General features: G+C 62.7%; 20 protein-coding genes. 7 read left to right on the forward strand and 13 right to left on the reverse strand.

Annotation, left to right across the window (positions count from 1 at the left end; translation table 11 throughout):
* The first annotated feature begins 5 nt into the window (after positions 1-5).
* Positions 6-1,697: an EAL domain-containing protein gene (locus HBO19_RS14480; protein ID WP_170043323.1), complete on the forward strand. Its 1,692-nt coding sequence runs from the start codon at positions 6-8 to the stop codon at positions 1,695-1,697.
* On the opposite strand, the gene HBO19_RS14485 is transcribed toward HBO19_RS14480, so the two are convergent.
* The gene (locus tag HBO19_RS14485; RefSeq protein ID WP_170043324.1) at positions 1,676-2,443 is read right to left on the reverse strand and encodes a transporter substrate-binding domain-containing protein; all 768 of its coding nucleotides are present in this window, start codon (positions 2,441-2,443) and stop codon (positions 1,676-1,678) included. The two genes, HBO19_RS14480 and HBO19_RS14485, sit on opposite strands and share 22 nt — an antisense overlap.
* Positions 2,444-2,577: 134 nt before the next feature.
* Between HBO19_RS14485 and dnaX the strand changes: the two genes are divergently transcribed.
* From dnaX to HBO19_RS14510, 5 genes are all read left to right on the forward strand, one after another.
* Positions 2,578-4,629 (forward strand): DNA polymerase III subunit gamma/tau, encoded by a 2,052-nt coding sequence (gene dnaX, locus HBO19_RS14490; RefSeq protein WP_169954298.1) that lies wholly within the window; start codon positions 2,578-2,580, stop codon positions 4,627-4,629.
* Positions 4,630-4,695: 66 nt separating this feature from the next.
* Entirely contained in the window at positions 4,696-5,034 is a 339-nt protein-coding gene (locus HBO19_RS14495) for a YbaB/EbfC family nucleoid-associated protein (RefSeq protein WP_003193199.1), read from the forward strand.
* A gap of 141 nt (positions 5,035-5,175) precedes the next feature.
* A complete protein-coding gene (locus HBO19_RS14500) occupies positions 5,176-6,201 on the forward strand; it encodes an NADP-dependent oxidoreductase (protein WP_170057740.1) in 1,026 nt (341 codons plus the stop codon).
* 58 nt (positions 6,202-6,259) lie between these two features.
* Positions 6,260-6,862: a recombination mediator RecR gene (gene recR, locus HBO19_RS14505; RefSeq protein ID WP_070994718.1), complete on the forward strand. Its 603-nt coding sequence runs from the start codon at positions 6,260-6,262 to the stop codon at positions 6,860-6,862.
* A 200-nt stretch (positions 6,863-7,062) separates the two neighbouring features.
* Positions 7,063-8,211, forward strand: coding sequence for an acyl-CoA dehydrogenase family protein (locus tag HBO19_RS14510; protein WP_170057741.1), 1,149 nt, complete (start codon positions 7,063-7,065; stop codon positions 8,209-8,211).
* A gap of 118 nt (positions 8,212-8,329) precedes the next feature.
* On the opposite strand, the gene HBO19_RS14515 is transcribed toward HBO19_RS14510, so the two are convergent.
* Entirely contained in the window at positions 8,330-8,878 is a 549-nt protein-coding gene (locus HBO19_RS14515) for an adenine phosphoribosyltransferase (protein ID WP_169954212.1), read from the reverse strand.
* 90 nt (positions 8,879-8,968) lie between these two features.
* A complete protein-coding gene (fnr, locus tag HBO19_RS14520; RefSeq protein WP_032863348.1) occupies positions 8,969-9,703 on the reverse strand; it encodes a fumarate/nitrate reduction transcriptional regulator Fnr in 735 nt (244 codons plus the stop codon).
* Between the two features lie 154 nt (positions 9,704-9,857).
* Here fnr and HBO19_RS14525 point away from each other — a divergent pair, with 154 nt between their 5' ends.
* The gene (locus HBO19_RS14525) at positions 9,858-10,328 is read left to right on the forward strand and encodes a hypothetical protein (protein ID WP_057960322.1); all 471 of its coding nucleotides are present in this window, start codon (positions 9,858-9,860) and stop codon (positions 10,326-10,328) included.
* A 6-nt stretch (positions 10,329-10,334) separates the two neighbouring features.
* Here HBO19_RS14525 and hemN read toward each other — a convergent pair whose 3' ends face one another.
* The 10 genes from hemN to HBO19_RS14575 form a co-directional block, all read right to left on the reverse strand.
* Positions 10,335-11,717 (reverse strand): oxygen-independent coproporphyrinogen III oxidase, encoded by a 1,383-nt coding sequence (hemN, locus tag HBO19_RS14530; RefSeq protein WP_170057742.1) that lies wholly within the window; start codon positions 11,715-11,717, stop codon positions 10,335-10,337.
* 102 nt (positions 11,718-11,819) lie between these two features.
* Entirely contained in the window at positions 11,820-12,503 is a 684-nt protein-coding gene (locus HBO19_RS14535) for a sulfite exporter TauE/SafE family protein (RefSeq protein ID WP_170043328.1), read from the reverse strand.
* The gene (ccoS, locus tag HBO19_RS14540; RefSeq protein WP_169954209.1) at positions 12,496-12,723 is read right to left on the reverse strand and encodes a cbb3-type cytochrome oxidase assembly protein CcoS; all 228 of its coding nucleotides are present in this window, start codon (positions 12,721-12,723) and stop codon (positions 12,496-12,498) included. Before ccoS ends, HBO19_RS14535 begins: the two co-directional genes overlap by 8 nt.
* Positions 12,724-12,745: 22 nt before the next feature.
* A complete protein-coding gene (locus HBO19_RS14545) occupies positions 12,746-15,196 on the reverse strand; it encodes a heavy metal translocating P-type ATPase (protein WP_170057743.1) in 2,451 nt (816 codons plus the stop codon).
* A 114-nt stretch (positions 15,197-15,310) separates the two neighbouring features.
* On the reverse strand, positions 15,311-15,850 hold the full coding sequence (locus HBO19_RS14550; protein ID WP_057960318.1) for a FixH family protein: 540 nt from the start codon (positions 15,848-15,850) through the stop codon (positions 15,311-15,313).
* Between the two features lie 14 nt (positions 15,851-15,864).
* Complete coding sequence (gene ccoG, locus HBO19_RS14555; RefSeq protein WP_169954207.1) at positions 15,865-17,280, reverse strand: cytochrome c oxidase accessory protein CcoG; 1,416 nt, start codon at positions 17,278-17,280, stop codon at positions 15,865-15,867.
* Between the two features lie 207 nt (positions 17,281-17,487).
* Complete coding sequence (locus HBO19_RS14560; protein ID WP_170057744.1) at positions 17,488-17,898, reverse strand: type II toxin-antitoxin system VapC family toxin; 411 nt, start codon at positions 17,896-17,898, stop codon at positions 17,488-17,490.
* Positions 17,898-18,152: a type II toxin-antitoxin system Phd/YefM family antitoxin gene (locus HBO19_RS14565; RefSeq protein WP_169954205.1), complete on the reverse strand. Its 255-nt coding sequence runs from the start codon at positions 18,150-18,152 to the stop codon at positions 17,898-17,900. The genes HBO19_RS14560 and HBO19_RS14565 overlap by 1 nt, the downstream gene beginning before the upstream one ends.
* 156 nt (positions 18,153-18,308) lie before the next feature.
* On the reverse strand, positions 18,309-19,283 hold the full coding sequence (gene ccoP, locus HBO19_RS14570; protein ID WP_169954204.1) for a cytochrome-c oxidase, cbb3-type subunit III: 975 nt from the start codon (positions 19,281-19,283) through the stop codon (positions 18,309-18,311).
* A complete protein-coding gene (locus tag HBO19_RS14575) occupies positions 19,280-19,465 on the reverse strand; it encodes a CcoQ/FixQ family Cbb3-type cytochrome c oxidase assembly chaperone (protein ID WP_003175465.1) in 186 nt (61 codons plus the stop codon). The genes ccoP and HBO19_RS14575 overlap by 4 nt, the downstream gene beginning before the upstream one ends.
* Positions 19,466-19,468 lie beyond the last annotated feature (3 nt).

The following is a 19,468-nucleotide window of genomic DNA, read 5'->3' on the forward strand; positions in this document are numbered from 1 at the left end:
CATTCATGGATGAGAAATACCGCAGGGCCGTGGATGCCGCCGCCATTTTCTCCGAGACAGACCTCACCGGCCGCATCACCTATGTAAACGACCAATTCTGCGGCATGTCCGGCTACAGCCGCGACGAGTTGCTGGGGCGCAACCACCGGATCCTCAGTTCCGGGTTGCATCCTGCCGGGTTTTTCCAGGGGATGTGGCGCACCATCACCGAGGGTAAGGTCTGGCGCGGGGAAATCTGTAACCGTGCCAAGGACGGCTCGCTGTACTGGGTCGACAGCACCATGGTGCCGCTGGTCGATGAGCGGACCGGCAAGGTGCAGAAGTACGTGTCGATTCGTTTTGATGTCAGCGAAAAGCGCCAGTTGTTGCAGACCCTGCAATGGCGGGTCGGCCATGATGTGCTGACCGGGCTGCCCAACCGTGCCTATCTGTCTGAACTGCTCGTGCAATCCTTGGAGTTTTCCCGCAGCGAGCACATCCCCCTGGCGGTGTGCATGCTCGACCTGGACGGCTTCAAGGCGGTCAACGACGGCTACGGCCATGCCTCTGGCGACCTGTTGCTGGTGGAGGTCGCCAGCCGCCTGCGCGACATCATCCGTGGCGAAGACGTGGTCGCAAGGCTTGCCGGTGACGAGTTTGTGCTGATCCTGCGCTACGTGCGCGATGCCGAGGAGTTGAACCGCGCTTTGCGGCGCATCCTCACGGCCATTTCCGAGCCGTACTCGATCCTCGGCGCGCAGATCAACGTGTTTGCCAGCATTGGCGTCACGCTGTTCCCGTTGGATGACGAGGATGCCGACACCCTGCTGCGCCATGCCGACCAGGCGATGTACGTGGCCAAGCAAAGTGGCCGTAACCGCTACCAGCTGTTTGATGTGTCCCTGGAGCAGGAGGTCAAGGCCACCCACCAGACCGTGCAGCAGATTCGCCAGGCCCTGGCAGCGGGGGAGTTGTGCCTGCACTTCCATCCCAAGATCAACCTGCGCCACGGCCAGGTCGTGGGTTTTGAGGCATTGCTGCGCTGGCAGCACCCGATTCGCGGGCTGGTGTCGCCCAAGGATTTCCTGTCGTTGATCGAGCAGACCGACCTGATCGTCGATGTCGGCGAGTGGGTGATGGACCAGGTGCTGGCGCAGATACGCCAGTGGCAAGACGCCGGGCATTGCTGGCCGGTCAGCGTGAATATCGCGGCGCGACACTTCCAGCGCGCGGACTTTGTCGAGCGCTTGCAACAGCTGCTGGCCCAGCATCCTGACGTTGCGCCGCACATGCTCGACCTGGAGATCGCCGAATCGGTAGCCATCGATCATATCCAGCGCGTCACCGAGCACCTGGCGGCATGCCAGGCGCTGGGAGTGCGGTTTTCCCTGGACGATTTCGGCACGGGCTATTCGTCCCTCAGCTACCTCAAGCGCCTGCCCACCCAGACCATCAAGATCGACAAGTCGTTTGTGCGCGACATCCTGCACGACAAGGATGACCTCGCGCTGACCCAGGCGGTGATCGGCCTGGCCCGGGCATTTGGTCGCGAAGTGATCGCCGAGGGCCTGGAAACCCTCGAGCATGGCCAGTTGCTGCTGCGCATGGGCTGTGAAGTGGCGCAGGGCTATTACTTCGCCCAACCGATGCCGGCAGCCGAGGTGCCGGCCTGGGCGGCGGGGTTTGATCTGCTCAACTATGGCGCTGGCGGGGATTGAGGCAGGCGCCCAGCGTCGCCGGTATAGAGCAGGATGATTGCGTCAATCTCCCCGGACATTTTCATACGCAGCAGTGTGCGCAAAATCCGCTGCACGGGTAGGGCTGGGTCGTTGCGCACGTAGCAGCCCAGGCTCTGCTCTTCAATCACGGCCACCACGTGCAGCTTGCGACCTGCCGGTAACTGCTGATTGAAGCGTTCCAGGGTCCATTCGTTGGTGACCGCGTACTTGAAGCGTCCCGCCACCAGCTTTTGCAGCACTTGCTCTTCGCTGCGGGCGTCGTCGCGCTTGAGCTGGCCCTTGGCAAACAGCGGTTCGAGGGTCGGGTAGCTGTAGTTGAGCACCGTGCCGATATTCTGTGCCGCCAGCTGCGCCACATTCACCGACAGCGGCGGCACATGGGCGCTGGCCAGGACATTGCGCTGCACCCATAACGGAATGCTCCATATGTAGTCCCCGGACAGATTATTCAGCCACGCTTGTGCGACGTAGCAGCGCACATCAATCTCGCCGTGCTCCATGGCTGGAGCGATACGGGCCCGGGCCAGTACCTGGAACTGCGCCGGGTGGCCGACCTGGGTTGCCAGGCTGAGCATCAAGTCATACAAAATGCCCTGGGTCGGCTGGGCCCCCTCGATCTGCACCATGGGCATGGCCCAGCTGTCGGAAATGGCGAAGCGCAACGGGGCGGGCGCCGCCAGGCTCAGTGTGGTGATCATCCATAAAGCGCCCAGGACTACGCGCATAAACTCTCCGGGATCAGCCCTTTGCAGGGCGTGCCACTACCAGCTTAGTCAGATTAGGCGAGCGTGCCGGATGCAATTTCCCCCCTGCTCCGCTAGCATTACCGGCTTCCGCTTCCCAGTTGCGACGGTTTTCGATGAGTTATCAGGTTCTTGCACGTAAATGGCGTCCGCGCTCGTTCCGCGAAATGGTCGGCCAGACCCATGTGCTCAAGGCTCTGATCAATGCCTTGGACAGCCAACGGCTGCACCACGCCTACCTGTTCACCGGCACGCGCGGGGTGGGCAAGACCACCATTGCGCGGATCATTGCCAAGTGCCTGAACTGTGAGACCGGCATCACCTCGACGCCCTGCGGCACCTGCTCGGTGTGCCGGGAGATCGACGAAGGGCGCTTTGTCGACCTGATCGAAATCGACGCCGCGAGCCGCACCAAGGTCGAGGACACCCGCGAACTGCTGGACAACGTGCAGTACGCCCCCAGCCGCGGGCGCTTCAAGGTCTACCTGATCGACGAAGTGCACATGCTCTCCAGCCATTCCTTCAACGCGCTGTTGAAGACCCTGGAGGAGCCGCCGCCCTACGTTAAGTTCATCCTGGCCACCACCGATCCGCAGAAACTTCCTGCAACGATTTTGTCGCGGTGCCTGCAGTTCTCCCTGAAGAACATGACCCCTGAGCGGGTGGTCGAGCATTTGACCCACGTATTGGGTGTGGAGAACGTGCCGTTCGAAGACGATGCGCTGTGGCTGCTGGGCCGCGCCGCCGATGGCTCGATGCGCGATGCCATGAGCCTGACCGACCAGGCGATTGCCTTCGGTGAAGGCAAGGTAATGGCCGCCGACGTGCGCGCCATGCTCGGCACCCTCGATCACGGCCAAGTGTTCGACGTGCTGCATGCGCTGATCGAAGGCGACGCCAAGGCGCTGCTCGAAGCCGTGCGCCATCTGTCGGAGCAGGGGCCGGACTGGAATGGCGTGCTCTCGGAAATTCTCAATGTGCTGCACCGCGTCGCTATCGCCCAGGCCCTGCCTGAGGGGGTCGACAACGGCCACGGCGACCGCGACCGCGTATTGGCACTGGCCCAGGCGCTGCCGGCCGAAGATGTGCAGTTCTACTACCAGATGGGCCTGATCGGGCGCCGCGACCTGCCGTTGGCACCAGACCCGCGCGGCGGTTTCGAAATGGTCATGCTGCGCATGCTGGCGTTTCGCCCCGCGGATACCGCCGACGCGCCGAGACAGCCACTAAAGCCAGTGGGGATCAGCCAGGCCACAGTTGATTCCGCCAAACCAGTGGCTGGCGCGGCGGTCGTTGCGCCAGTAAGCGCGCCGCAACCTGTGGCCGCTGCTCCAGCCATGGTCGCGGTGGAGCCTGTGGCGCCTGTAGTGGCGCCGCAGCCGATGGTCGAGCCCGAGCCCGCGCCGGTAGTCGATCTGCCCTGGAATGAGCCGGCAGAGGCCGTGGTCGAGCTGGCTCCTGCCGTCGAGCCTGTCCTCGAAACCACCGGCGAGCAGCCTGAACTGACGCCGATGCCGACGCCAACCCCCGACAGCGTGGTACCCGACGCGCCGGAATGGGTCTCGGCACCCGTGCCCGAGCCGACTATTGCCGAAGTGGACGCCGCTACCCCAGGCATCGACCTGGATGACGAACCGCCGCTGGACGAAGATTACATCGAGCCGGACATGGATTCGGCCTACAGCTACCTGGACGACCTGGCCAGCGAGCACACCGCCGAGCCTGCGCCCGAGCCCGAGGCGGAACCTGCCGCCATGCCGGCCACCGGCCTGGCCCTGCAATGGCTGGAGCTGTTCCCGAAATTGCCGATTTCCGGCATGACCGGCAGCATCGCCGCCAACTGCACGCTGATCGCTGTCGATGGCGATCACTGGCTGTTGCACCTGGACCCGGCCCACAGCGCCCTGTTCAACGCGACCCAGCAGCGCCGGCTCAACGATGCCCTGAACCAGTTCCACGAACGCACCCTGACGGTGACCATCGAGCTGATCAAGCCCGAGCAGGAAACCCCGGCCCAGGCCGCCACCCGTCGCCGGCTCAACCGCCAGCGCGAGGCCGAGGAGTCGATCCAGGCCGACCCGCTGATCCAGCAGATGATGGAGCAGTTTGGCGCGGTGGTGCGACACGATACTATTGAACCTGTCGAAGCCCAGGCTGCAGCGGGCTGATAATTGCAGGCGCCGTGCCCCGAGGCTCGGCGCCGTATTGATCCACGTACTTTTGAGGTGATTCCCATGATGAAAGGTGGCATGGCCGGCCTGATGAAGCAGGCGCAGCAGATGCAGGAAAAGATGGCCAAGATGCAGGAAGAACTGGCCAACGCCGAAGTCACCGGTAAAGCCGGTGGCGATATGGTCAGCGTGGTGATGACCGGTCGTCACGACATCAAGCGCGTGAGCATTGACCCAAGCGTATTGCCGGGCGTTGGCGAAGACGACCTGGAAATGCTCGAAGCCCTGTTCGCCGCGGCCGTCAACGACGCCGTGCGCAAGATCGAAGCCAACAGCCAGGACAAAATGTCCGGCGTGACCGCGGGCATGCAACTGCCGCCGGGCATGAAGCTGCCGTTCTGACCGGCCAGCGCAAGACTGAAAATGCCAGGCATCGCGCCTGGCATTTTTGTTTGTGTCGGGCACAATCGAACGTCAGCCCTGCAACAGCTGTCTGCACCCTATACCGCTGAATTCAATCACCGATATAAAGGAGCCTCGCTGATGACCCAAGCCATGACCCTTAACCAGCGCATCGTCCTGGTATCCCGCCCGCAGGGTGCGCCCGTGCCGGAAAACTTCCGCCTGGAGCGCGTGGCGCTGCCCGACCTGGCAGACGGCCAGGTCCTGCTCAAGACCCTGTTCCTGTCCCTGGACCCCTACATGCGTGGACGCATGAGTGACGCGCCGTCCTACGCAGCCCCGGTAGAAATCGGCGAGGTGATGACTGGTGGCGCTGTCAGCCGCATCGAACAGTCGCGTAACCCCAAGTTCGAGGTGGGTGACCTGGTGGTCGGCGCCACCGGCTGGCAAAGCCATAGCATCAGTGACGGCCGCAATTTGATACCGGTGCCCAACGGCTTGCCAAGCCCGTCCATGGCCCTGGGTGTGCTGGGCATGCCCGGCATGACGGCCTACATGGGCCTGATGGATATCGGCCAACCCCAGGCCGGGGAAACCCTGGTGGTGGCGGCGGCCTCCGGTGCAGTGGGCTCGGTGGTTGGCCAGGTGGCCAAGCTCAAGGGCCTGCGGGTGGTCGGCGTGGCCGGCGGTGCGGACAAGTGCCGTTATGTGGTGGAGGAGCTGGGGTTTGACGCGTGCATCGACCACAAGAGCGCGGACTTTGCCGATGAACTGGCCAACGCCTGTGTTAACGGGGTGGACATCTATTATGAAAACGTCGGCGGCAAGGTCTTCGACGCCGTGCTGCCCCTGCTCAATCCCAAGGCGCGGATCCCCCTGTGTGGCCTGATTGCCGGCTACAACGCCCATGAAGCGCCCGCCGGTCCCGATCGCCTGCCGGCGCTGCAACGCACCTTGCTGACCAAGCGCGTGCGCATCCAGGGCTTTATCGTGTTCGACGACTATGGCGACCGCCACCCGGAATTCATCAGCGCCATGGCGCCGTGGGTGCGGGACGGCAAGGTCAAGTTTCGCGAAGACGTGGTCGAGGGCCTTGAGCAGGCGCCCGAGGCCTTTATCGGCCTGTTGGAAGGGCGCAATTTCGGCAAGTTGGTCGTGCGTATTTGACGCTTATCCGAGGCGCGGGTATAAACCGCGTCTCGTTGTTTTGTCGGACCTTTGCCCCATGAGCTTCAGCCCTCTGATTCGTCAACTGATCGACGCCCTGCGCACCTTGCCGGGCGTGGGCCAGAAAACCGCCCAGCGTATGGCGCTGCAACTGCTGGAGCGTGACCGCAGCGGTGGCTCGCGGCTGGCCCAGGCCTTGAGCCAGGCCATGGAAGGCGTGGGCCATTGCCGTCAGTGCCGCACCCTTACCGAAGAAGAACTTTGCCCGCAATGCGCCGACCCCCGTCGCGACGACACCCTGCTGTGCGTGGTCGAAGGGCCGATGGACGTGTATGCGGTGGAGCAGACCGGCTACCGCGGGCGCTACTTCGTGCTCAAGGGCCACCTGTCGCCGCTTGACGGCCTGGGACCTGAAGCCATTGGTATCCCGCAATTGGTGGCGCGCATCGAAGAGCAGGGCACCTTTACCGAAGTGATCCTGGCCACCAACCCTACGGTGGAAGGGGAAGCCACGGCGCATTACATCGCGCAACTGCTGACCAACAAAGGCCTGATCACCTCGCGCATCGCCCACGGCGTGCCGTTGGGTGGTGAGCTGGAGTTGGTGGACGGCGGCACCCTGGCGCACTCGTTTGCCGGGCGTAAACCTATCGCGCTGTAAGCCAAACTCCCTGGGGCACGCTGGCTTGTGTGGGAGCTGGCTTGCCTGCGATGCAGGCACTGCGGTGTATCAGGGGGACCGAGGCGAGACCATCGCAGGCAAGCCAGCTCCTGCACAAGCATGCACATTGCATTTGCGTTCGGCTTGATAACCAAGCAAGCGCTTGGTAAGTTCGCTCCATCTCTGCATGGAGCTTGCCGATGTCTGCCTACCAGGAATATTTCGACCCCAGTCACCAATTGGTCCGCGACAGCGTGCGCCGTTTTGTCGAGCGCGAGATTGTGCCGGGCATCGAGCAGTGGGAGGAGGCCGAACACTTCCCTCGCGAGCTGTACCTCAAGGCCGGTGCGGCGGGGATTCTCGGGATCGGTTACCCCGAAGCCCTCGGCGGCAGTCATGAAGGCGATCTGTTCGCCAAGGTGGCCGCCAGCGAAGAGCTGATGCGCTGTGGCTCCGGCGGCGTGGTGGCGGGGCTGGGCTCGTTGGATATCGGCCTGCCGCCCATCGTCAAATGGGCCCGCCCCGAAATCCGCGAGCGCGTGGCCCCGCAGGTCTTGTCTGGCGAGAAGATCATGGCCCTGGCCGTCACCGAGCCCGGTGGTGGCTCCGACGTGGCCAGCCTGCAAACCCGTGCCGTGCGCGACGGCGATTGCTATCGGGTCAGTGGCAGCAAAACCTTTATTACCAGTGGCGTGCGCGCCGACTACTACACCGTCGCCGTACGTACCGGCCGGCCGGGCTTTGCCGGCATCAGCCTGTTGCTGATCGAGAAGGGCACGCCTGGCTTCACCGTCGGCCAACCGCTGAAGAAAATGGGTTGGTGGGCGTCGGACACTGCCGAGTTGTTCTTCGACAATTGCCAGGTGCCCGCAGGCAACCTGATCGGCAGCGAAAACATGGGGTTTGCCTGCATCATGGGCAATTTCCAGAGCGAACGCCTGGCCCTGGCATTGATGGCCAACATGACGGCGCAGATGGCCCTGGAAGAGAGCCTGAAGTGGGCTGCGCAGCGCGAGGCCTTTGGCAAGCCGATTGGCAAGTTCCAGGTGCTCAAGCACCGCCTGGCGGAGATGGCCACGGCGGTCGAGGTTTCCCGCGAGTTCACCTACCGCCAGGCCGCGAAGATGGCGGCGGGCAAGAGTGTGATCAAGGAGATTTCCATGGCCAAGAACCTGGCCACCGACACCGCCGACCGGGTGACGTATGACGCGGTGCAGATCCTGGGAGGCCTGGGTTATATGCGCGGCAGCCTGGTGGAGCGGCTGTACCGGGATAACCGGATTTTGTCGATTGGTGGCGGGACGCGGGAGGTGATGAATGAAATCATCAGTAAGCAGATGGGGTTGTGAGTGAGGGTGTTATCACTGGCCTCATCGCGGGCAAGCCCGCTCCCACATTTTGATTTGTGAACCCATTCAAAGGTGGGAGCGGGCTTGCCCGCGATGAGGCCCGCAAGACCAGCGCAAATTACCGCTCAGTCAAGCCAAACTGCGTCAAACAGAAGGTCGCAATCCCCATATCCTCCAAACGCTGCGAGCCCCCCAGCTCCGGCAGATCAATAATCGCCGCGGCCTCGAAAATCCGTGCTCCCATGCGCCGCGCCAGATTAGCCGCAGCAATCAAGGTGCCACCCGTGGCGATCAGGTCATCGAACATCAATACCGAATCCCCTTCGCACAGGCTGTCGGCGTGTACTTCGAGGAACGCTTCGCCATATTCGGTCTGATAGCCCTCGGACAGTACGTCCGCCGGCAGCTTGCCCTGCTTGCGGAACAGGATCAGCGGCTTGTTCAACTGATAGGCAATCACCGAACCGATCAGAAAGCCGCGGGCATCCATCGCGCCGATATGGCTGAACTCGGCTTCGACGTAGCGATGGATAAAGGTATCGGCCACCAGGCGCATGGCCTTGGGCGACTGGAACAGCGGCGTGATATCACGAAAGATCACCCCAGGCTTGGGGAAGTCGATGACGGGGCGAATCAGGGATTTGATGTCGAAGGAGTCGAAAGCCATCGTCGGGAGTCCTGGGCGCAAAGACTTCGCAGTATACCTGCGGCCTCGCCGGTTGGCTTGGCCGCAAGTGTCGCGCCCCTGGTCCGGCGGTCAGCCGTCGAGGGAACCGCCGGCCAGTGCGCAGAGCTGGATCGGGTCGAGGATGTGTACTTCCTTGCCCTCGGCGGCAATCAGTTCGTTCTGCTGGAAGCGCGTGAATACCCGGGATACGGTTTCCACCGCCAGGCCCAGGTAATTGCCGATTTCGTTGCGCGACATGCTCAGGCGGAACTGATTGGCCGAGAAACCCCGGGCGCGGAAACGCGCCGACAGGTTGACCAGGAAGGTGGCAATCCGTTCGTCGGCGGTTTTTTTCGACAACAGCAGCATCATTTGCTGGTCATCGCGGATTTCCCGGCTCATCACGCGCATCAACTGGCGGCGCAACTGCGGCAATTGCAGGGCCAGTTCGTCCAGGCGTTCGAACGGGATCTCGCACACCGACGTGGTCTCCAGGGCCTGGGCCGACACCGGGTGAATCTCGGTGTCCATGCCCGACAGGCCCACCAGTTCGCTGGGCAGGTGGAAGCCGGTGATCTGTTCTTCGCCGCTGTCGCTCAGGCTGAACGTCTTCAAGGCGCCCGAGCGTACTGCATAGACGGAATCGAACTTGTCACCCTGGCGAAACAGAAACTCGCCTTTCTTCAGGGGGCGACCACGTTTAACGATTTCGTCCAGCGCATCCATGTCTTCCAGATTCAGCGAAAGTGGCAAGCAGAGGGGCGCCAGGCTGCAATCCTTGCAGTGAGCCTGGCTATGAGCGCGCAGTTTAACTGGCTCGGACATTTCTTAAATCCTTGTGGGAAAACACACATAAGACGTAAGGGTACCGCACTGAGGGACTATCAGGCCAGCCTGTACAAAAAACCGGCAGGGGTATAAAGAATTTTACCCCGCGGCCGATGAACTGCTAACGACCAAGAGCTTGGAGGCTCACGATATGCTTTCCATCGACGGCAATCTCCCGTCCCGCACCACTGTGCCGACGCTGCTTGAACCGAAAAAAACCAGCACCGTGGGCGCCGGTACCGAATCAACGGCGCTGGGTGAAACCCAGCCTGCCGAAGGCGTGAGCGTGACCTTTTCCGGTGCGTCGTTGAAGGCTGCCAGCGCCGAGAAGACCGCCAACGACGATATCGAAGAAAGCGGGCTGGACGAGAACGTGCAGAAACTGCTGAAAATGATTCGCCAGTTGAAGCAGCAGATCGCGGAAAAGATGGCAGAGATGTCGGCGATCATGTCCGACAAGCGCCTCAGCCCGGAGCAGGTCCTGGCGAAACTGAGCGGCGTGCAATCGGCGTTGGGCGGCTTGCAAGCCTCGCTGACCGGCGCCTATGCGTCGTTGAGCGAAGCGATGAAGAACCTGAGCGCCGAAGACGCGGTGAAGGCCGCCTCGTTGATGGCCAAGTAACCCGGCTTAGATCACCCGCGAAAATCGCTGCCTATTCTGTTGCTCCAGATAGGCATCGAACACCATGCACACCGAGCGCACCAGCAGGCGTCCGGCCGGCAGTACCCGAATGCCTTCGGCGTCGAGTTCGATCAGGCCGTCACTGGCCATGGCTTGGAGTTGTGGCCAAAGCTCGGCGAAATAGCCGCGAAAATCCACGGTGAAGGCCTGCTCGATGCTTTCGAAGTCCAGGCTGAAGTGACAGATAAGCTGTTGAATCACCGCCCGGCGCAAACGATCGTCCGCCGTGCAGAGCAGGCCGCGACTGGTGGCCAGTTGCGCCCCCGCCAGGGCGTTCTGGTAGTGATTCAGGTCGCTGCTGTTCTGGCAGTACAGGTCACCAATCTGACTGATGGCCGAAACGCCGAGCCCGATCAAATCGCAGTGACCGTGGGTGGTGTAGCCCTGGAAGTTGCGCTGCAGGGTGGACTCTTCCTGGGCAATGGCCAATTCGTCATCGGGCAGGGCGAAGTGGTCCATGCCGATGTAGTTGTAGCCAGCCGCCGTCAACTGTTCGATGGTTTCCTGCAGCATCTGCAATTTGACGGAGGGGGCCGGCAGGTCTTCGCCGTTGATCCGCCGCTGGGGCAGGAAGCGTTCCGGCAGGTGGGCATAGTTGAACACCGACAGGCGGTCGGGTTGCAGGCTGATGACCTCGGCCACCGTGCGGGCGAAATGCTCCGGGGTCTGCTTGGGCAGGCCGTAGATCAGGTCGATATTGATCGAGCGAAACTGCAGGGTGCGCGCCGCGTCGATCACCGCGCGGGTTTCTTCCAGGCTTTGCAGGCGATTGACCGCCCGCTGCACTTCGGGGTCCAGGTCCTGCACGCCGATGCTCACGCGGTTGAAACCCAGTTCACGCAGCAGGCCCATGGTGGCCCAGTCGGCTTCCCGGGGGTCGATCTCGATGCCGTAGTCGCCGGAGTCGTCATCCAGCAGGTTGAAGTGCTGGCGCAGTTGCGCCATCAGTTGGCGCAATTCGTCGTGGCTGAGAAAGGTCGGTGTGCCGCCGCCAAAATGCAGCTGCTGCACCCGTTGGTTGGGGTCCAGGTGGCAGGCGACCAGTTGAATCTCTTGTTCCAGGCGTTGCAGGTAGGCCTGGGCGCGACCGCGGTCCTTGGTGATGACTTTGTTGCAGGCGCAGTAGTAGCAAATGTTCGCGCAGAACGGCACGTGCACATACAGCGACAGCGGGCGCACCGCCTTGCGGCTGTCGCGCAGGGCGTGCAGCAGGTCGAAAGTGCCGACCTGGCTGGTGAATTGTACGGCGGTGGGGTAGGAGGTGTAGCGCGGCCCCGCGAGGTCGTAGCGATGAATCAGATCAGTATCCCAACGAATGGCGTCGAGCATGCGGGCGTTCCCCGGATTGGCTAGTGGGCCGAGTCTAGGGGCATGGCCGGGCGGTCATCTTGATTTGTATCAAAGGGGAGCGGCGCTATGCCACATGGCCTTTTAGTGGCCCATCAGCCAGTGCTGATGGGGGCCGGGTAGGGTCCAGATCCCGAACACCATCACCAGCAGGCCGCCCGCCACGCGCACACTGCGCTTGCGCAACAGCGCGGTGACACGCTCCGCCGCCAGACCGGTGGCGAGCAAGACCGGCCAGGTGCCAAGGCCGAAGGCCAGCATTAGCAACCCGCTATCCATCGCATTGCCCTGGCTGGCCGCCCACAACAAGGTGCTGTAGACCAGGCCGCACGGCAACCAACCCCACAGCGCGCCCAGCAGCAAGGCGCGGGGCAGGCTGGACACCGGCAGCAAACGGCTGGCAAACGGCTGGATATGGCGCCACAGGCCGCGGCCGAGGCTTTCGATACGGGTCAGGCCGCTCCACCAGCCGGCCAGGTACAGGCCCATGCTGATCAACAGCAGGCCCGCGAGGATGCGCATGAACATCGCCGCCGGGCTGTTGGCCACGGCCCAGCCGGCCAGGCCAATCAATACGCCGGCGCAGGCATAGCTGAGGATGCGTCCCAGGTTGTACGCCAGCAGCAGGCGAAAGCGCCGGCTGCGTTGCTCCGGGGGGATGGCCAGGGTCAGCGCGCCCATCAGGCCGCCGCACATGCCCAGGCAATGGCCGCCGCCCAGCAGGCCGAGGATCAGCGCAGAAACCAGCAGCGGCGCGAGGTCAAGCATGGGGCGGCGCCGGCTCGTCAGGCTTGGTCGGTGGTTGCGCATGGCTGCTGGCTTCGTCGACAGCGGCCAGGTGCTTGGGGTCCTGGTCGTCGAACAACACGCTGTGGGCCGGCCCGTCGAGGTCGTCATACTGGCCGCTGTCAACCGCCCAGAAGAAGATGTAGATGGCGATGGCGACGATCAGCAGCGCCGCTGGAATCATTACGTAAAGAGCTGGCATCGCTACTCCATGCCCGCGCGGCTCAAGCCGGCAGCGGGCGAGGCTGTGGGGTGGTGCTCGCGGCACTGGCGCGCGGCAGGCGTGTCAGGCGCAGGGCGTTGATCACCACGGTCAACGAACTGAGGGACATGCCGATCGCAGCCCAGATCGGCGTGATCCAACCGAGGGCGGCGAACGGCAACATCAGGCCATTGTACAGCCCGGCCCACAGCAGGTTTTCAATGATTACCCGGCGCGTGCGCCGGGCCAGGCTGAAGGCTTGCACCAGGGCGTCCAGGCGGTTGGACAACAGCACCGCATCGGCGCTGGTTTTCGCCAGGTCAGTGGCCGAGCCCATGGCCACGCTGATATCGGCGGCGGCCAACACCGGCACGTCATTCACGCCGTCCCCGAGCATCAGCACCTTGCGGCCTTCCTTGTGCAGTTGTTGCAGCACCTGCAGCTTGTCATCCGGGCGCAGGCCGCCACGGGCTTCATCAATCCCCAGTTCGGCGGCGACGCTGGCGACCATCGGCGAGCTGTCACCCGACAGCAACAAGGTACGCCAGCCCCGCGCCTTGCACGCGGCCAACAGCGCAGGAGCATCGCTGCGCAGGCGATCATCCAGGACAAACCAGGCCAGGGCCCCGCCGGTATCGCCCAGCAGCAGCCATTGGCCGGCATCTTGCGGCGAATCGGGAATCCCACAGCCGCTTAACTCACAGACGAAAGCGGGTTGGCCAATGCGCAGCAGGCGTTCGCCGACCCGCCCTTCGAGCCCCAGGCCAGGGGTGCTGAGCACCTCATCAGCTGCCAGCGGCGCGCGGCCAAAGGCCCGGGCAATCGGGTGTTCGGAGCGGTTTTCGAGGGCGGCGGCCAGGGCCAGGGCGAGGTCGCTGCTCATGCTGCCCAGCGGCCGGATGGCGCGCAGGGCCAGGCGACCTTCGGTGAGGGTGCCGGTCTTGTCGAAAATCACTGTGTCGATCTGGTTCAAGCCTTCCAGCACATGGCCACGGGTCAGCAGCAGGCCGAGTTTGTGCAGGGTGCCGGTGGCGGCGGTCAAGGCCGTGGGGGTTGCCAGGGACAGGGCGCACGGGCAAGTCGCCACCAGCATCGCCAGGACAATCCAGAATGCTCGCGATGAATCCAGCTCCCACCACAGCAGGCCGATCACAGCGGCGGCGATCAGTGAGCAGAGCAGGAACCATTGCGCGGCGCGGTCGGCGATTTCTGCCAGGCGCGGTTTTTCGGCCTGGGCCCGCTCCAGCAGGCGCACGATGGCCGACAAGCGGGTGTCGTGGCCCAGGGCGCGCACTTGCACGGTCAACGCGCCTTCGACGTTGAGGGTGCCAGCGGTGACGCTATCGCCGGCCTGTCGCGGTTGTGGCAGGTATTCGCCGGTGAGCAGGGACTCGTCGATGCTCGATTGGCCCTTCAGGATCACCCCGTCGGCCGGCAGGATCGCGCCCGGATGCACCAGCACCCGGTCGCCCAGGGCCAGTTCGGTGAGCAGGATGCGTTCGCTCTGGCCATCGCCTTTGAGGCGCAGGCACGAGGCCGGCAGCAGGTTGACCAACTGCGCGGTGGCGGCGGCCGTGCGCTCGCGGGCACGGCGCTCCAGGTAGCGGCCGGCCAGCAGGAACAGGGCGAACATGCCCACGGCATCGAAATACAGCTCGCCCACCCCCGTTATCGCGGTCCAGATCCCCGCGAGGTAAGCGCCGCCGATGGCCAGTGACACCGAGACATCCATGGTCAGGTGGCGAGTGCGCAGGTCGCGCATGGCGCCCTTGAAAAACGGCGCGCAGCTGTAGAACACGATGGGGGTGGTCAAAAACAGCGCGACCCAGCGCAGGATCACGTGCAGCTCGGGGCTCAGGTCGATATTGAATTCCGGCCAGGTGGCCATGGTTGCCATCATCGCCTGGAACCACAGCAGGCCGGCGACGCCGAGTTGGCGCAGGGCCAGGCGGTTTTCGCTGGCCAGTTGTTCGGCGGCGCGGTCGGCTTGATAGGGGTGGGCGGCGTAGCCGATCTGGCGCAGCTCGCTGAGCACCTGGCTCAACGGCAACTGCCCATCGGCCCAGCGCACATGCAGGCGATGGTTGGACAGGTTCAGTCGCGCCTCGGCCACGGCGGGCAGGCTGCGCAGGTGTTTTTCGATCAGCCAGCCGCAGGCGGCGCAACTGATGCCTTCCATCAACAGGGTGGCTTCGGCCAGGTCGCCGTCGTGGCGCACGAAGGGTTTTTGCACATCGGCGCGGTCGTACAGCGCCAGTTCGTCGACCAACTGCACGGGCAGCGCTTCGGGGTTGGCCGAGGCCTCGCTGCGGTGTTGGTAATAGCTTTCCAGCCCGCCTGCGACAATCGCCTCGGCCACCGCCTGGCAACCCGGGCAGCAGAGCTCGCGGGACTCGCCAAGGATCACCGCAGTGAAGCGGCTGCCGGGCGGGACGGGGAGGGCGCAGTGGTAGCAGGGGGTTGGGGTGGTCATGGTTTTGGATCTGTGTGGGCGGGGAGGGCCTCATCGCGGGCAAGCCCGCTCCTACAAGGTTATCGCACACTCCCTGTAGGAGCCGGCTTGCCGGCGATGCGCGAAGCGCGGCTGTCAGTTCTTCAGGTCTTCAGCACCCTGCAACGGCTCGTCACCTAACTTCAAGTCGGTGCCATGGCTGACTTCTTCCTCTTCAAACATGCGCCAGGTTCTGTCGCCTTCGACCCCCAGCAGTTCGACGAAGCGCCGCCCCTCGACCTTGTCGGTCACCTGGCCGATGTACCGCCCCGGCTCGCTCTGGCTGCGGGTGAGCACGACCTTGCGGTCTTTCTCCGGCTGGGTCGGCGAAATCAGGTTCAGCTCCAGAGTGGTCGGCCCGCTGTTGCCGGTGAGGAACAGTTCCACTTCACCGGTCAGTTCATCCAGGTGCAGGGTGGCGCGCATTTGCAGGGTCTGGGCCAGCAGTTCGCGGTCCAGGGAGCGGTTGATGCCTTTGCCGGCCTCGTAGTAGTTGTCGTTGACCAGGTTGTCCGGGTTGTTCACCGCGATGGTCACCATGGACAAGGTCAGCGTCACCGAGCAGGCCAGGATGGCAATGATGATCCAGGGCCAGAGGTGCTTGTACCAGGGGCTTGCGGCAGTTGCTACGGGCATTGTTCTGCTCTCTTTTAACGAATTTGTGGGCCGATGAACCGGCTCTTGGCTTCAACGTGGACGCTGTCATCGTCAGCATCCTTGAGGATGAATTTCACCTCGTTGGTGCTCGATGGCAATTGTTCCGGCGCGCTCGACAGCTCCACCGGCATAGTGAAGATTTCCCCGGCGGCGACCTTGATCTCGCGCTTGCCTTGCAGCTTGAGGTCCGGCAGGCCGCTGGCGTCCAGCACGTAGGTGTGGTCGTGCTGGTCCTTGTTCATGATTTTCAGGCTGTAGACGTTCTCGATCCGCCCTTCGGCGTTTTCGCGGTAGAGCACGCGGTCCTTGCTGACGTCGAAACCCACCAGCGAGCGCATGAAAAACGCCGTGGCCAGCAGGCTGATCATCGCCAGCAGCACCAGCGCATAGCCGATCAGGCGCGGGCGCAACTTGTGGGTCTTTTGCCCCGACAGGTTATGTTCGGTGGTGTAGCTGATCAACCCGCGAGGGTAGTCCATCTTGTCCATGATGGTGTCGCAGGCGTCGATGCAGGCGGCGCAGCCAATGCACTCGATCTGCAGGCCGTCACGGATGTCGATCCCGGTGGGGCAGACCTGCACGCACATGGTGCAGTCGATGCAATCCCCCAGGCCCTGGGCCTTGTAGTCGATGCCTTTCTTGCGTGGGCCACGCACTTCGCCACGACGCGGGTCATAGGAGACGATCAGGGTGTCCTTGTCGAACATCACGCTCTGGAAGCGCGCATACGGACACATGTAGATGCACACTTGTTCACGCAGCCAGCCGGCGTTGCCGTAGGTGGCGAGGGTGAAGAAGCCGACCCAGAAGTACGACCAGCCATCGGCTTGGCCTGTGAAGAAGTCGAAGACCAGTTCGCGGATCGGCGAGAAGTAGCCGACAAAGGTCATGCCGGTAACAAAACCGATGATCAGCCACAGGCTGTGCTTGCTGAGTTTACGCAGGAACTTGTTGGCGCTCATCGGCGCCTTGTCCAGCTTGATCCGCTGGTTGCGGTCGCCTTCGGTGACCTTTTCGCACCACATGTAGATCCAGGTCCACACGCTTTGCGGGCAGGTGTAGCCGCACCAGATCCGCCCGGCGTACACGGTGATAAAGAACAGGCCAAAGGCCGAGATGATCAGGATGCCCGACAGCAGGATGAAGTCCTGGGGCCAGAATGTCGCACCGAAAATGAAGAATTTACGCTCTGGCAGGTTCCACCAGACGGCCTGGTGCCCGCCCCAGTTCAGCCACACCGTACCGAAGTACAGCAGGAACAACCCGGCACCGCCGAGCATCCGCAGATTGCGGAACATCCCGGTGAAGGCACGGGTGTAGATTTTCTCCCGCGAGGCGTAGAGATCGACGGTGTCGCTGGTTTTTTTGGCAGGCGGGGTAACGTCATGTACCGGAATCTGGTTGCTCATCATTGCATCCCACGGCAGTGGAGATTTGCCTCGGCCAGTACGTGCCAGCCGGGGTCAAAATAGGGGTCTTGCAGTGGCGTAATGATACGCCTGTAGTACCGATGAACGGGTGCGACCTTTGGTCGCGTTGGGGGAAATCAATTGATGGTGTACGTGACTTGAATCAATTGACAGGATGAGTATGGACGGTTTTTCAGGGCTCGAAGGTCATTCGTCCCATGGGTTGATCAGTGTCACACCGCTGCTTTGGAAGTCGGTGACATTGCGGGTGACCACGGTCAGGCCGTGAACCAGAGCGGTTGCGGCGATAAGCGCATCACTTTCGTTGGCACAATCGGGCACATGCAAGCTGGCGCAGCGCAATGCCACGGCAGCGTCAATTGGCAGGATTCTGGCATCGAAGGCCGGCATGACGTGGCGTTTGAGCCAGGTGCGCAAGACCTTGCCCTGCGCGGGGTCACGGCGCTCCATTCGCAGCACCCCCGTCTCCAGTTCCTTCAAGGTAATCGCCGAAATATACATGCGCGGTGCGGCGATGGTTCTGGCCCAGGCCACCACATTTTTGTCGGCTTGGGGTTTGCGTAACTCGGAAATGACGTTGGTATCGAGCAGATACATCAGGAGAGGTCCACGGGTCGGTGTGTAATCACGGCACGCTCGGTTTCAAACTCGATATCCGCCGCTTCGGGCATCACCAACAGGTCAACGATATCGGCGTTGATACCTGTCAATTTTTGGTAGTCCTCAATACTTAGCAGTACATGGGCAGGCTTGCCTCGATCGGTAATAAAAACCGGTCCTTGGCGCGCGGCTTTTTTGGCACCGCTTGTGTCCTGGTTGAATTCGCGGCTGGAGATTGTCGTGATAGTCATGGGGCGCCTCCCATCGGGATGGGTGAATGTAGTTACGTTACTACTACGCAGTTGCAAGCCACAAGCTTGAAGCTACAAACGGTCGATAGGCTTCACCAGAACCAAAAAAGCCCCGCCAGCATGCGCTGTACGGGGCTTTTTATTGGGGCTTGCAGCTTACTTCTGCTCTTGCTGCTCTTTGTGCGACAGGCTGTAAACATACGCTGCCAGCAAGTGCACCTTGTCGTTACCTTGCAGTTGCTCTTGCGCAGGCATCTGGCCCTGGCGGCCGTAACGGATGGTCTGCTGCAGTTGGGCGAAGCTGGAGCCGTAGATGAACGCGCCCGGGTGGGTCAGGTCGGGTGCGCCCATTGCTGGCGTACCCTTGCCGGCCGGGCCGTGGCAGGCCACGCAGTTGGCGGCGAAGAGTTTCTCGCCGTTGGCCACGTCGGCCTTGGCGCCTTCCGGCAGCTTGCGGCCATCGAGGTTGGTCAGCACGAAGCCGGCCACGTCAGCCACGCCTTGTTCGCCGATGACTTCAGCCCAGCCCGGCATCACTGCATGGCGGCCGCCCATGATGGTGGCCTTGATGGTTTCCGGCTCGCCGCCCCAGCGCCAGTCGGCGTCGGTCAGGTTGGGAAAGCCGTAGGCACCCTTGGCGTCGGAACCGTGGCAGACCGAGCAGTTGGAGGCGAACAGGCGGCCTCCCATCTTCAGGGCTTGCGGGTCCTTGGCCACTTCTTCAATAGGCATGGCCGCGAATTTGGCGAAGATCGGCCCGAACTTGGCGTCCGAGCGCGCCATTTCCTTTTCCCACTCGTGCACGCCAGTCCAGCCGCTCTGGCCGTTGGCGAATGGGGTTTGCTTGTCGTTATCGAGGTAGGCATAGCCCGGCAGCAGGCCTTTCCAGTTGCCCAGGCCCGGGTACAGCACCAGGTAGCCCAGGGCAAACACGATGGTGCCGACGAACAACATGAACCACCACTTTGGCAGTGGGTTGTCGTATTCCTCGATGCCATCGAACGAGTGGCCAACCGTCTCGTCCGTTTGTTCGGCGCGCTGGCCCTTGCGGGTCGACAGCAGCAGCCAGGTCAGGGCAAAAATGGTACCCAGACTGAGGACTGTGACGTACAGACTCCAGAACGTAGTCATTCTTTGTTACTCCTAGAAGCTTGCTCGACGTGCTTGATGGCTTCGGGATCATCCGCAAAAGGCAGCAAGGTCGCGTCTTCAAACTCTGACTTGCGCTTGGGGCTGAACACCCACAACGCCAGGCCTATAAAGGCCACCATCACGACAACGGTGCCCAGGCCTCGAATCATCCCGATATCCATTCA

Origin of the sequence: Pseudomonas sp. WS 5021 (assembly GCF_012985535.1) — a bacterium.
GTDB lineage: Bacteria > Pseudomonadota > Gammaproteobacteria > Pseudomonadales > Pseudomonadaceae > Aquipseudomonas.